At 71.6% G+C, this 13,333-nt stretch carries 11 protein-coding genes and 1 tRNA gene; 3 read left to right on the top strand and 9 right to left on the bottom strand.

What is annotated here, in order from left to right; translation table 11 throughout:
* The first annotated feature begins 135 nt into the window (after nucleotides 1-135).
* Nucleotides 136-975, top strand: a complete 840-nt coding sequence (locus ACWTSU_RS02125; RefSeq protein ID WP_455138232.1) for a spermidine synthase — start codon at nucleotides 136-138, stop codon at nucleotides 973-975.
* Nucleotides 976-1,012: 37 nt separating this feature from the next.
* Here ACWTSU_RS02125 and ACWTSU_RS02120 read toward each other — a convergent pair whose 3' ends face one another.
* From ACWTSU_RS02120 to ACWTSU_RS02100, 5 genes are all read right to left on the bottom strand, one after another.
* A complete protein-coding gene (locus ACWTSU_RS02120) occupies nucleotides 1,013-2,206 on the bottom strand; it encodes a PrsW family intramembrane metalloprotease (protein WP_455138231.1) in 1,194 nt (397 codons plus the stop codon).
* A gap of 11 nt (nucleotides 2,207-2,217) precedes the next feature.
* Nucleotides 2,218-2,952: a zinc ribbon domain-containing protein gene (locus tag ACWTSU_RS02115; protein WP_455138230.1), complete on the bottom strand. Its 735-nt coding sequence runs from the start codon at nucleotides 2,950-2,952 to the stop codon at nucleotides 2,218-2,220.
* Between the two features lie 251 nt (nucleotides 2,953-3,203).
* Nucleotides 3,204-4,346, bottom strand: coding sequence for a glycerate kinase (locus tag ACWTSU_RS02110; protein ID WP_455138247.1), 1,143 nt, complete (start codon nucleotides 4,344-4,346; stop codon nucleotides 3,204-3,206).
* Complete coding sequence (locus tag ACWTSU_RS02105; protein ID WP_455138229.1) at nucleotides 4,346-6,970, bottom strand: glycoside hydrolase family 38 N-terminal domain-containing protein; 2,625 nt, start codon at nucleotides 6,968-6,970, stop codon at nucleotides 4,346-4,348. The genes ACWTSU_RS02110 and ACWTSU_RS02105 overlap by 1 nt, the downstream gene beginning before the upstream one ends.
* An 87-nt stretch (nucleotides 6,971-7,057) precedes the next feature.
* On the bottom strand, nucleotides 7,058-8,503 hold the full coding sequence (locus ACWTSU_RS02100; protein ID WP_455138228.1) for a fructose-specific PTS transporter subunit EIIC: 1,446 nt from the start codon (nucleotides 8,501-8,503) through the stop codon (nucleotides 7,058-7,060).
* Nucleotides 8,504-8,684: 181 nt separating this feature from the next.
* Here ACWTSU_RS02100 and ACWTSU_RS02095 point away from each other — a divergent pair, with 181 nt between their 5' ends.
* Nucleotides 8,685-9,455: a MurR/RpiR family transcriptional regulator gene (locus ACWTSU_RS02095; RefSeq protein WP_455138227.1), complete on the top strand. Its 771-nt coding sequence runs from the start codon at nucleotides 8,685-8,687 to the stop codon at nucleotides 9,453-9,455.
* A gap of 140 nt (nucleotides 9,456-9,595) precedes the next feature.
* Here the strand turns inward: ACWTSU_RS02095 and ACWTSU_RS02090 are convergent, their stop codons facing one another.
* Nucleotides 9,596-10,912 (bottom strand): DNA recombination protein RmuC, encoded by a 1,317-nt coding sequence (locus ACWTSU_RS02090; RefSeq protein ID WP_455138226.1) that lies wholly within the window; start codon nucleotides 10,910-10,912, stop codon nucleotides 9,596-9,598.
* A 109-nt stretch (nucleotides 10,913-11,021) separates the two neighbouring features.
* Here ACWTSU_RS02090 and ACWTSU_RS02085 point away from each other — a divergent pair, with 109 nt between their 5' ends.
* Nucleotides 11,022-11,870, top strand: coding sequence for an HAD family hydrolase (locus ACWTSU_RS02085; RefSeq protein WP_455138225.1), 849 nt, complete (start codon nucleotides 11,022-11,024; stop codon nucleotides 11,868-11,870).
* A 62-nt stretch (nucleotides 11,871-11,932) separates the two neighbouring features.
* Here ACWTSU_RS02085 and ACWTSU_RS02080 read toward each other — a convergent pair.
* From ACWTSU_RS02080 to ACWTSU_RS02070, 3 genes are all read right to left on the bottom strand, one after another.
* Nucleotides 11,933-12,009, bottom strand: a tRNA-Pro gene (locus ACWTSU_RS02080).
* A 15-nt stretch (nucleotides 12,010-12,024) separates the two neighbouring features.
* Nucleotides 12,025-12,900, bottom strand: coding sequence for a 4-(cytidine 5'-diphospho)-2-C-methyl-D-erythritol kinase (locus ACWTSU_RS02075; protein ID WP_455138224.1), 876 nt, complete (start codon nucleotides 12,898-12,900; stop codon nucleotides 12,025-12,027).
* A 7-nt stretch (nucleotides 12,901-12,907) separates the two neighbouring features.
* Nucleotides 12,908-13,204 (bottom strand): Veg family protein, encoded by a 297-nt coding sequence (locus ACWTSU_RS02070; protein ID WP_455138223.1) that lies wholly within the window; start codon nucleotides 13,202-13,204, stop codon nucleotides 12,908-12,910.
* Between the last annotated feature and the right edge of the window lie 129 nt (nucleotides 13,205-13,333).

Here is a 13,333-nt window from a genome sequence, read left to right as displayed (position 1 = left end):
TCCGATGCGATATCAGAGCGGGCCAACTGGCCCATTACAGCATCAGCTAGTATAGCCGACGACGCGCGCTTCTCACAATCTCTAAAACGGGACCGTGGGGGCGCCCCGCCTGGCCCACGTCCTCCGGGAGGCCCCGTGAGAGAGCTTCTAATCTTCCTTGCCGTGCTCACCGTGATCTGCACGGCGTTTCTCGCCGCCATGCCGTGGCTCCTGCGCAAGCGCAACGTGGAGATGCGCCGCACGCGCTTTGGCATAACGCTCGTCTTTGACGCCGCCAACGAGGACGGCACCCCCGTGCGCCTGCTCAACGTCAACGGCACGTTCCAGAGCGGCTGCTACGTGCCCGAGGGCCTGCGCTTCGAGCTGGCCTGCGAGTACCACCGCGTGATGGCCGGCGTGATCGAGCGGCTGGCGGCAGCGCGCGGGGCCACGCGCGAGCGACCGCTGCGCGTGATGGTGATGGGCGGGGGCGGCTACTCGCTGCCCAAGTACCTGGCGGCCTTCGTGCCGGCCGCGCGCACGGACGTGGTGGAGATCGACCCGGCCATCACGAGCCTGGCGCGCGAGCGCTTCTTCCTTGACGAGTGTCTGGAGAGGACGAGCGCCGAGAGGGACGGGCGGCTGCGGCTGGTCAACGGCGACGCCTGGGAGGAGCTGCGCGGGGCCGCGGAGCCCTACGACGTCATCGTCAACGACGCCTTCTCGGGCAACCGACCGCTGGGGCCGCTCACCGGCGAGGAGGGCGCCCGCACCGTGCGGGAGCACCTGGCCGACGGGGGCGTCTACCTCGCCAACGTGCGCTGCGCCTGCGAGGGGCGTCGCGCCCGCCCGCTGCATGGGGTCGAGGACGCCTTCGGGCGCGAGTTCGCGCACGTGGGCTACGTCCCCGAGTGGCCCGACGAGCCCACCAAGCCCGGCAACAACGTGCTGGTGGCCACCGACGCCGAGGGCGTGGGGCCCGCGGGGCTGCGGTAGCGCCGCGGGGCGGCGCCGGGGCGAGACCCGTTTCCGGCTAGGCGCGCGGGAACGCGTCCGGGGCCTGGTGCTGCGCCCGCATCGCCGCGGCGGAGAGCTGGTTGACCTCCTCGATGCCCCGGTGCAAAAGCACCGCGATCGCCATCCAGATCACCACGATGAGCAGCACGTACTTGAGGGTGATCCCGTTCCAGATCTCGACGTCGTCCAGAAGCGGCACCGGGATGGTGTCCCACAGGGCGTGCAGAAGGATCGAGATCGCCAGGAAGACGAGGAACGGCCGCGACATCAGGTGGCCGAAGCTGAAGCCCGTGCCGTGGTCGGCCAGGGCCAGGGCGCCGCCCTCGGCCGCCGCCCACACCACGTGGCCGCCGATGGCGAGGATGCCGCGCAGCAGCGTGACGTTCATCATGCTGTCGAGCATGTAGTCCCACGTGAAGCCGATGCCGCCGAGAAACCCCTGGTTGAAGATGTAGCCCGCGGTCTCGAAGGCGGCGAACCCCGCCCCCACCGCCGCGCCCACCAGAAGGCCGGTGAGCACGTAGTTGCGCTCGCCGATCCGCTTGACGAAGACCACGATCGCAGCCACCTTGGCGAGCTCCTCGATGATTCCCGTGAGCAGCGCGGGGCCGAAGTCGCCCACGCCGCTGCCGGGCAGCAGCGCGTCGAGCGGGTAGATGCACAGGAGCGACAGCACGCCGCCCACGAAGAAGATCTCCACGACGCGCGCGAAGCCCAGGTTGCGCGGCACGTTGGTCTCGAAGAAGAACACCGTCACCGAGAAGGGCACCAGCAGCGCCCCCACGAACATCAGGCCGGGGAGCCCGTTGGGGTTCTGGAAGAAGCTCGAGAAGACCCACAGCCCGATGAAGGTGATGAGCAGCACGAGGAACACGCGCGAGTAGATCCACGGGTGGGGCCAGGCGCGCGAGACGCGGGAGATCGGGGGCGTGGTGGTGGGGCCGCCCACCGAGAAGAGCACGTCGGCCTCGCCCGGGGAGTGCCGCCTGAAGACGGAGTCAAAGAAGTTGCCGAAGCGCAGCTCCACGCGGTCGGTTCCGCCTGCCATCTCGTTGATCTTGCCGGCGGCCCACCCGACGGCGCCGCCGGACGTCGGTCGCGACGCGCCCTGCGGGGCACCGGGCGCGGTCGCGGCCACGGTGCGCGAGCCGCAGCGCGGGCAGAACGCAGAGCCGTCGGGAATCCGGGCGCCGCAGTTGCCGCAGAACATGGTCCGCCTCCCTACACGCGCAGCGTGGCGGCCTGCTGGGAGTAGTCCACCACGCCGTCGCTGCCGTACTCGACGTAGCCGACGCTCGTGCCGTCGGACGCGTAGAAGTCCAGGTACCAGGTCACGCCCGACACGTCGGCCGCCGTCTCGAGCTGCTCGCAGACGGACGCCATCTGGTCCACGAGGCTCTCGTCCAGGAAGGTGTCCAGCATGCGCCGGGTCACCGCGTCGCCGCTCGAGGGCACGTTCATCGTCATCGAGAGCACGAGCGTGTTGCCCTCGATCGAGGCGTCCGCGTCGAGGAGCGCGTCACCGGCCGTGGATGAGAGCGTCTCGACCATCATGTCGCACATGGCGTCGTACTGGCCCGCGTCGCGCAGGAAGCCCTCGAGCGTGTCGCCGACGGAGGGGACGAGAACGTCGGAATCGGGGTCGTCGACGGACGGCGCGTCCGGGTCGGCGGGCTGGGTCTGCGCCGGCTGCTGGGCCGCGTCCTGCGCGCCCGTGGCCCGCGGGACCACGAACTGCCACACGATGAACGCGACGGCCGCCAGCAGAAGGACGGCCAGGACCACGATGGCCACGGTCTTGCCGCGGCCGCCGCGGGGCTTCTCCTCGACCACGGCGAGCTGCTGGTCGGACGGCGCGGGCTCCGGGGCCGGCGCGGCGGCGCCGAGCGTGAAGCCGCAGCTCGTGCAGAACTTCGAGCCATCAGGGACCTGGGCACCACAGTTGGGACAGAACATGGCGACCTCCTCGCAGCGGCACCGCGGACGGGGACGCCCCCATCATAGCCCCAGCGAGGCCCGTCGGAGGCGGGCGGGCCAACGATGTGCCCCCCGCCGCGCGTTCCCGCGCGCTTCTCGCCACGCGATCCCGCGCGCTTCTCGCCGCGCGCTTCTCGCCGCGCGCTTCTCGCCGGCCAACAACCCGCAAAAAATGATTTCATAATCATATAATCGCAGGATTAAGGTTTATGAATGTCAGATTTTGCGGGTTATTTGAGACGCGCGCCCATCGCCAGGAGCGAGAAGAGCCGGTCGGCGGCGAGCGCGTAGAGCTCCTCGGCCCGGCCCAGGGCCTCCTCGAGCGGCATGGCGTCGATGGCCGTGGGCACGATCGCGCCCACCCCCGGGAGCCCGGCCGCGTCCGCGCTCATGCCGCCCACCACGGCCACGCACGGCACGCCGGCCGCCGCGCAGGCCTCGCCCACGCCGGCGACCACCTTGCCGCGCGCCGTCTGCGCGTCGGCGTGGCCCTCGCCCGTGACGCAGAGGTCCGCGTCCGCGAGCAGCGCGTCGAACCCCACGAGCTCGAGCACGCGCCTGATCCCGCTCTGGGACCGCGCGCCGAGAAACGCCAGGCAGCCGGCACCGAGCCCGCCGGCCGCACCGGCGCCGGGGACGTCGAGGTCCCGCCCGAACGCGCCCTCCAGCACGCACGTGTAGCGCGCCATGCCGGCGTCCAGCTCCTTGACCATCGCGGGCGTGGCGCCCTTCTGCGGCCCGAACACCGCGCTCGCGCCCTCGGGCCCGGTGAGCGGGTTGTCCACATCGCACATGATCGAGAAGGACGCGTCGGCCACGCGCGCGTCCAGCCCCGCGAGGTCGAGCGTCTCGACGCGCTCCAGGTCGGCACCGCGCCCGGCGAGCTCGCGGCCGTCCGCGTCGAGCGCGCGGACGCCGAGAGCCCGCGCCATGCCGAGGCCTCCGTCGTTGGTGGCGCTGCCGCCCAGGGCCACGGTCACGTCGCGCGCGCCGCGCCCCAGCGCGTCGAGGATCAGCTCGCCGGTGCCGTAGGTGCTCGTGAGCAGCGGGTTCCTCTCGTCGGGCGCGAGCAGGGGCAGGCCGGAGGCCGCCGCCGTCTCTATGACGGCACGGCCGCCGGGCAGCATCCCGTAGGCGGCCTCGACGGGCCGGCCGAGCGGGTCGGCCACCGTCGTGCTGACCCGCTCGCCGCCGCAGGCCTCCACGAGCGCGTCAACCGTGCCCTCGCCGCCGTCGGCCATCGGCACGACGGCGCACGAGCAGCCGGGGAAGTGCCGCCGGGCGGCGCGCCCGAGCAGTCGGGCCGCGTCCGCCGACGACAGCGTCCCCTTGAGCGAGTCGGACGCGAGCAGGAAGCGCGGCGCGGGGCCCATCACGACCAGCTCCCCTCCAGCTCGAACGTGGCCACGCCGAGCGGCGCCACCGTCACTCCCGACGCGTCGGCCGCCTCCTCGGCGAGCGTCAGCCGCGCGACCGGCCGCGCGCCCCCGAACGCGGCGTCCTGTGCCGCGTCCGACTCGTTGTAGAAGCGCGCCAGCACGGCGTCCCGCTCCTCGGCGAGCTTCACCGACGTGGGCACGAGCGTCTCGTTGCTCTGGCTGAACAGCGAGAAGCGCGCGGGGACCGGGTGGGTCGGGGCGCTCAGGCGGATGGGCGCGTAGTCGAAGCGCTGGTAGGCGTCCACGGGGGTGAGCCAGCGCGCCGCGAGCGCGCCCAGGCGCGCGTCCTCAACCGGGCGCGGGACGCACGCGAGCGCGAGCGAGAGGTCCAGGCGACCGTGGCACTGGGCGTCGGGCGTGGGCACCGAGATGCCGGAGGGACGGCCGGGGCGCCGCACCAGGTCGGACTTGCCGAGCGTCCCCACGCAGGCGAGCAGCGTGATGGCGAGCGTGTCGTGCCCCTCGCCCACCGCCTCGTACTCGCGCGTGCTGTCGGTGAGGATTGCCACGGTGCGGGCGTCGTCGGAGAGGGCGACGTAGCTCAGGAACGGGAAGACGGCGTCCGGGCGCTCCTGCCAGCCCTCGCGCTCCCAGACCTCGAGCGCCGGGTCCACCACGGGACGCGCGATCTGGCCGAACTGGTTGTCGGCATAGGAGACCCGCGAGACGATGCCGCTCGGCACGAGCAGCCGCGCGCGGAAGTCGTCGGCGTGGTTGTCCAGCGCCACGCGCACCGAGACGACCTCGGAGGAGCGGTCGAACTCGAGCTCGAGGCACACGCCCAGGCGAGCCGAGCGCGGCACCGAGGCGTCCGCCCAGCCCTCGAGGCGCTCGGGGAGCATCAGGTCGTAGGAGACGCGCACGAGCACCGAGTGCTCGCGCTCGGTGACCTCGGGCTCGCAGCGGACGACGTCGGACGAGAGGAGCATCTCTCCCCCGCGCAACTCGGAGAAGTCGTACTCGTCGCCGTCGTTGCCCTCGCAGGCGACGGCGAAGGCGCCGCGCAGCTCGGAGCCGTCCGCGAGCACCGTGAGGTCGCACGTGCCGTCGGCGTTGACGCGCACGTGATAGCACGCGGTGTCGAACTCCGTGGCCCCCCCGCGGACGACCGGCGCCTCCGGCCGCGCGCCGTCGACCTCGCGCACGCCGAGCACCTCGTAGCCCACCGTCGGCACGTCGCGACGCAGCTGGACGGTGGTGCAGAGGAAGGGGTCATAGTGGCCGGCCGCCACGATCTGGCGGTCCACCAGGCCCGGGTCCACCTCGCGCGTGCCGATCACGTCGTAGGGGACCGCGCGCCCCTCGGCGTCCACCAGCTCGAAGCGCTCGCCTTTGGTGAGGACCTCGGCCGTGACCAGGCGCTCACCGGGGACGCAGCTCATGTTGAACAGGCCGAGCCGCCCCTCCGAGGGCAGGTCCGCGGCCTCGGTGAGGTAGCGCTCGTGGTAGTGGGCGAGCAGGCGGGCGCGCTCGGTCGCCTCGCTGAAGCGGCTCTTGATCTGCGCGTTGACCTCGTCGGAGCAGCAGCCGCCGATGGAGTCGTGCGCGTGGTTGACCAGCAGGAGCTCCCACGCCTGCCGCGGGAGGCTGCGCGGGCAGTCCACGCCCACCGCGTGGGCGACGGCCAGCAGGGGCTCCACGCGACGGGCGAGGAGGTTCTCGGCGTGCGCGTTGGCGGCCTTGTTGTCCATGCGGACGCTCGTGATCGTGCGGTGCACGCGCTCGCGCTTGCCGTCGAACAGCTCCGCGCGCACGACGGGCAGCGGGTGGTCGCGGTCGTAGGCCTCGATCGCGTCGAGGGCGTCGTCGTAGCTTCCGAGGCTGAACTCTCGGTCGGGGAAGGCGGCGCGCAGCCCCTCGAGGACCTTCTCGATGTCGGTCTGGATGGGCATCTGGTCGTGGCCGTTGGGCAGGATGGCAACGGGCGTGGGCGCGAGCTCGTCCATCAACGAGAAGAGCTTGCCCAGGCGGGCGCGCAGGGCCTCCGGCTCCCGCGGGAGGTACTTGGCCGTCGCGTAGCCGAGCGGGAGCTGGGCCACCAGCGAGCGCGAGCCGTCCGGGGCCTCCCACCAGAACTGGTTGGCGTCGGTGCCCGAGAACTGCGACTGCCCGCGCCAGAAGACGGAGCGGCCTATGCCGAACTCGTTCAGGATCTGCGGGGCGCGGGCGCTCTGCCCAAAGGAGTCGGGCACGTAGCCCACGCGCATCACGCCGCCGAGCTCGCGGGCCGACGCAGTGCCGTAGAGCAGGTTGCGCACGATGGACTCGGCGCCCACCACCATCTCGTCGGTCTGGGTGTACCAGGGACCCACGTGGAGCCGGCCCGCGCGCACGAGGCGCTCGACGCGCTCGCGGGAGCCGGAGACGGTCCGGAGGTACTCCTCCACCACGGCCATCTGGCCGTCGAGCACATAGGAGGGGTAGTCGGGGTCGGCCTCCAGGTGGTCGAGCACCTCCCCGAAGTCGCGGACGGCGAGGACCTGCGACTCCTCGCAGGTGAAGTACCACTCGCGGTCCCAGTGGACGTGGGGAACGACGAAGACCTTGGTCACTTTCATGGGAGCTCCTGAGACTGTGTGCGTCTGTGTCGATGGTAGCGGAGGGCCCGCCGGTTCGCCCGGCGGGCCCTGCGAGCGTGACGTGCGCTAGGCGGACTGCTTGGCGAGCTGTCGCTTGCGGGTGATGATGAGCAGCGCCGTGGAGATCGCGGCGCCCAGCACGGCGGCGCCGAACCAGATGAGGCCGTTGCCGATGGCGCCGAACGGGCCGGAGAGCGCGATCAGCGAGAAGATGCCGGCGCCGGGCACGGACAGGCCAACGTTGCAGAAGCCGACGATGCCGCCGCAGACGATGGAGCCGGCGATGAAGGAGCCGAGCACCGGGACGGGGTTGCGCATCGCGAAGGGGATGGCGCCCTCGGTGATGCCCGCGAGGCCGAGCAGCCAGGTCTGGTCGCCGATCTGGCGCTCCTCCTCGGTGAAGAGGTCCTTGCGGAGCATGCACGCGGCGGTGCAGGAGAAGGCCGAGACCATCTTGACGGAGGCGAACAGGGCGTACGGGACGAGGTTGCCGTTGGCCATGGCGCCCACGCAGAAGGCGTAGGCCGCCTTGTTGACGGGGCCGCCGAGGTCGAACGAGGTCATCGCCCCGATGACGGCGCCGAGCAGGATGGCGTTGGTGCCCGAGAGACCGTTCAGGAAGTCGATGAGGGCCTGGTTGACGAAGGCCACGGGAGGGCCGGCCACGAAGAGCATGAGGGCGCCGGTGATGGCGGAACCCACGACCGGGTAGACCCAGAACTGCACGAACGTGCGAGCCGGGCCGGAGGCGTTGATGTGCCGCTTCATCCAGCGCATGAGGAAGCCGGAGATCAGGCCGGCGAGCATGCCGCCGAGGAAGCCGGAGTTGATGGCGTTGGCCGCCAGGCCGCCGATGAAGCCGGGGCCGAGGCCGGGCTTGTCGGCCAGCGAGTAGGCCATGAAGGCCGAGAGGATCGGCACCATCAGCGTGCCGAGGGCGCCCGAGCCGAGGCTCTTGAACATCGAGAGCCAGCTCGTGGTGTCGGCCGCGAGGTCCTGCAGGCCAAAGAGCTGCGTGGCGATCGTGCAGATCGCGGAGATCATGCCGCCGGCGATGATGACCGGGATGATGTAGGAGATACCGGTGAGGACCGAGTCCTTGACCAGGGTGCCGAAGCCGGGCTCGCCCGCGTCGGAGCCGGCGACCTTCTCGGCGGCTCCCTGGGCGGCGGCGGGGGCGTCCACGGCGCGGGCCTTGGACAGGGCCTGCGCGACGAGCCCGTCCGGGTCCTTGATGGCCGCGGCGGCGGAGGCGTCCACGGTCGGGACGCCGGCGAAGCGGTCGGCCTCCTTGATGGCCACGTCGTGCGCGTAGATGACGGCCTGCGCGCGAGCCACCTCGTCCTCGGTGATGCGGTTCTCCACGCCGACGGTGCCCTGGGTCTCGACCTTGATCTCGGCCCCGGCCCCCTCGGCCGCCTTCTTCAGCGCCTCGGCGGCCATGTACGTGTGGGCGATGCCCGCGGTACACGCCGTGACGGCGAGAAGGAACGGCTTGCTGGCAGCAACCATGCGATTCTCCTCTCCTCGGTTGCGTGCGTTCGATGCATCCCTTGTACGCCGCGAGCGGACGCCGCGGTGGGATTTTGTCACAGGTGCCCGCCGCTCGCGGAATCGCGCGCGGAACCGTGTATATATGCACGGTCGAGCGGTTATCCTGTGCTTCACGGTCGAACGGCTGCCAGGAGGTGCCATGGGACGGGCCAGCTTCTCGGAGCGCGTGCTCCTCAATCGGGAGCGCTTCACGGAGTTCGAGGAGACCTTCTCGCTCTACGTACTCGCCAACCCGGCGGAGGCGGCCGGCAGGACGGTCTCGGACCTGGCCTCGTCGTTCCACATCTCGCCCAACGCCATCATGCGCTTCTCCCGCAAGCTCGGCTACGAGGGGTTCTCGGACATGCGCCTCTCGCTGGGGCACGAGGTCGAGGACGCGAGGCGGCGCGCGGGCGGCGAGGCGGGCGGCGTCCCCGACACCGTCGAGCTCGTGCGGCGCACGCTCGAGCTGTGCCGCAAGCCCGACGTGGAGCGGCGCGCGGCGCGGCTCATGGCCCAGGCGCGCCAGATCGTCATCTTCGCCGTGGGCGAGACCGCCTATCCCGTCCACGCCTTCGCGCGGCGCATCGCCGAGTTCGACAGCAAGTCGCAGTTCGTGACCTACGAGAACCAGGTGCGGCGCGAGATGGAGCGCACGGGGCGCGGGACGCTGCTCCTGCTGGTGAGCCTGTCGGGCGAGACCGCGCAGGTGGTGAGCCTCGCGCGGTACGCGGCCGAGCACGGGGTGGACATCGTCTCGCTCACGGACCTGCACCCGTGCGAGCTGGCGCAGTACGCGCGCCTGGCGCTCTACTGCTGCTCGCCCCAGCGCAGCGTGGACGGCATCAACCTGACCGACCTGACGCCGCTCGTGGCGGCGCTCACCTCGCTCGAGGACGCCTACCTGCGCGAGCTCGGCATCGAGGGGTAGCCGCGGCAGCGCGTGCCCCTCGCCGCGCATCTCACGCGCGCTTCTCGCCGTGTGCTTCTCGCTGCCCAACAACCCGCAAAAAATGATTTCATAATCATATAATTGCAGGATTAAGGTTTGTGAATGTCAGATTTTGCGGGTTATTCGTCGGCGAGAGGGGCGCCAGGGTCGGCGAGAGGGGCGCAGGGGTCGGCGAGAGGGACATCGGGACCGGCGGGGGCGCCGGGGTCGACGGGAACGTCGGAATCGGGGTCGTCGGCCGCGTCGATGCCGAGGACGCGATCGGCCTCCTCGAGGCTGTCGAGCTCGGTGAGCCCGCGCAGCCGCCGCTCCATCGCGCGCGAGCGCCGACCGGCCAGCTGGTCGATCGTCTTGCTCACGGTCCCGAGCTGCTTCTGCGCCTTTGCCAGCATCCCCTGGTAGGTGGCGAACTCGGTCTTCACCGCGGCGAGCACCTGCTGGATCTCGTCCGCGCGGCGCTGGATGGCCACGGTCTGGAAGCCCATCTGCAGGCTGTTGAGCAGCGCCGCCATGGTGCTCGGCCCCGCCACGCTGACGCGCCAGTCGCGCTGCAGGCGCTCGAGCAGCCCGGGCCGCCCCACGACCTCAGCGTAGAGGCCCTCGAACGGCAGGAAGAGGATGCCGAAGCTCGTGGTCTCGGGCGGCGCCACGTACTTCTCGTGGATGTCCTTGGCCTCCAGTCGCAGGCGCTCCTCGAGCTGGCGCCACGCGCGCTCGACGGCCTCCGCGTCGCCGGCCTCCTCCGCCGCGCGCAGGTGCTCGTAGGCGTCGCCGGGAAACTTGGCGTCGATGGGCAGCCACGTGGTCTCTCCGGACTCGCCGGGGAGCCTGACGGCAAACTCCACGCGCCGGCCGCTCCCGGCCACGGTCTCGACGTTCTCCTCGTACTGCCCGGGCGCCAGGATCTCCTTGAGAATGGCGCCGAGCTGGATCTCGCCCATGATGCCGCGCGTCTTGACGTTGGAGAGCACCCGCTTGAGGCCGCCCACGTCCTGCGCGAGGCCCTTCATCTCGCCGAGACCGCGGTCGACCTGGGCCAGCCGCTCGTTGACCAGCGAGAAGGACTGGCTGATGCGCTCGTTGAGGGTGCGCTGGAGCTTCTCGTCCACCGTGGCGCGCATGCGCTCGAGCTGGGCCGTGTTGTCCTCCTGGAGGGCCTTGAGCTGCACGTCGAGCGTGGTGCGGATCTCCTGGAGGCGGCGGTCGGCCTGGGCCAGCTGCTCGGAGACGGCGCGCTGCTGGTCGGCCACCGCGCGCTGCTGGTTGGCGAGCGACGCCTGCTGGGCCCCGAGCTGCCGGGCGAGCCGGTCGTCCACCACGTCGCGCACCTCGGCGAGGCGATCGTCCACGAGCGAGCGGGTCCGGCCGAGCTCGACCAGCACGACCACGAGCGCGGCCACCGCGACCAGCGCCGCGACGATGGCGAGCAGTTCCATGGGGCTCCTTTCGTTGCGTTCGATCAGGATAGCGCAGGGACCGGACGACGGGCGCGCGGGCCGAGCGTGGCGGGGACGGCGCCGCTATACTGGCGCGGGAGGAGGCACGATGATCAAGCTCTTTGCGAGCGACCTCGACGGCACGCTCTACAACGCCCTGCACGAGACCGACGGCGCGATTCTACGCCGGCTGCGGCGGGTGCTCGCGGCGGGCCGGCACGTGGCGCTGGCCACCGGCCGCTGGGCGAGAAGCGCCGCGGAGCTGGGGTTCGGCGACCTGCCGCTCGAGCTGGTCTGCGGCAACGGGGCCTTCGTCTACGGCGCGAGCGGCGAGCTGCTCCGCGCCGTGTCGATCAAGCCCGGCGCGCTCGAGGAGCTTCTCGGCGCCTTTCCCGCGATCGCGTGCAACTGCATCGCTGACGACGGGCAGTTCGTGCGCGGCTCGCGCGAGGCCTTCGCGGCGGGGTTCCGGATGCCGCCGGGACTCGCCGGGTTGGCGCTGCGCTGGCGAAGGCGGCGCGGCGGGCGAGGCGGCGCGCAGCGCTACGACCAGAGCGACGCCGACGTCCTGGCGCACCGAATCGGCAAGGTCAACTTCAACGTGGCCGACGAGGGGCTGCGCCGCGAGGTCGAGGCGTTTCTCGACGAGCGCGCGGACACGCTGGTCAACGCCTCGTTTGACGGGAACCTCTTCGAGGTGACCGCGGCGGGGGTCAACAAGGGCGAGGCGGTCTCGTGGCTCGCCGGGCAGCTGGGCTTTGCGGAGGACGAGGTGGCCGTCTACGGCGACGGGGGCAACGACCTGGCCATGCTCGAGCGGTTTGCGCACGCCTGCGCGCCGCGCGGCGCCAGCGAGGCGGCCAAGCGCGCGGCGGGGACGGTCATCGGCAGCTGCACGTGGCACGCGGTCCCGCGGCACATGGCGCGCACCGTCCGCCGCGAGGGGCCGCTGGGGTAGGTGCCCCCTCGGCGCGCACGCAAAAGGGCCGCCGGCGCGACGCCGACGGCCCCTGAGGTTCGTGGTCGGGTTGACTGGATTCGAACCAGCGACCTCTCGGTCCCGAACCGAGCGCTCTACCAAGCTGAGCCACAACCCGTAGCGAGGGGATATTCTAGCAGACTTCTCCGCAGGAACCAACAGTTTTTGTGGACCAGGCGCGCCAGCCGCGCGCGACGGCGTCCGCGACGACGGAATCGGCGGCCGCAGACGAGGCGCAGACGGCGAACGAGCAGGTCCCCGAGCCCGTGATCTGGGCGGCGAGCACGCCGGGGCGCCCGCGCAGCCAGTCCTCGACCTCGCCCGCCTCCGGGCAGAGGGCGCGCGCCGCCGGCGCGAGGTTGTTGCTGAGGGAGGCCGTCACGCGCGCCGCGTCGCCGGCCGCAAGGGCCGCGCACAGCTCCGACGGGTCACCCGGGGCCACCGGCGCGCGGTCGAACTCCGCGTACGCCTCGACCGTGGAGCCGCCGGGCGCGTTGGGCATCACCAGCGCGAGCGGAAGCTCGACTGACGGGAAGGTCCGCTCGAGCACGTCGCCGGCGCCCGTGAGCAGCGACGGCTCCGGCCGCAGGAAGAAGGCCACGTCGGCGCCCACGCGCCGGGCCACGCGCACCACGCGCTCGTCGCGGGGCCCGACGCCCCAGCGCGCCGCGAGCGCGCGCAGCGTGGCGCCGGCGTCCGCCGAGGAGCCGCCGAGGCCCGCGTGCTCCGGGATGCGCGTGCGCACCTCGACGCGCACGTCGGGCTCGCGACCCAGCTCGCGCGCCAGCAGCTCGGCCGCTCGCCAGACGCCCGTTTTCTCCGGGGCCGTCCCGAGGGCGGGCGAGAAGCTCACGGAGAGCGCCGGCGCGTCGTCGACGCGCACGGCGTCGAACAGCGCCACGGGCACCATCACGGAGTCGACGCGGTGATAGCCGCGCACGTCCTTCTCGGCATGGACGCCCAGGTGCAGGTTGACCTTGCAGGGGGTCTCTACGACCGTGGCGGGCATCGCGGGGCTACTCCGCCGGGGCCTCGGTGAAGTCGAACAGGCGCTCGCCGCTCTCGACGTCGTAGAGCTCGACGGTGCCGGTGAGCACGTCAACGTACTGGTAGGACTGGCGCGCGGTGCGACCGCGGCGCTCCTCGACCTCGACGACGAAGAGGGAGGGGTGCGCGTGCACGAGCGTGCCCGTGCGCTCGACAATGCGCGAGCGACCCATGTTGGCGCGCACCCGGAGGCGCGTGCCGACCAGACCGTCGAGGCGCTCGCGAATCTCATCGACCCGGTTGACGGGCGGGATGTCGTTCTCCATATCTTCCTCCGCTTCACGGGCAAAATGCCCAGAATGCATGAACTTCTATTATATGCGGCGGCACTGGAGACGACACCCGCAAGAAAATCGCTGCACGATACGACCATGACCGCGAGCGGGGGGGGGGGG

The organism is Thermophilibacter sp. (assembly GCF_966187215.1).
This window is presented reverse-complemented; position numbering and strand designations above follow the sequence as displayed.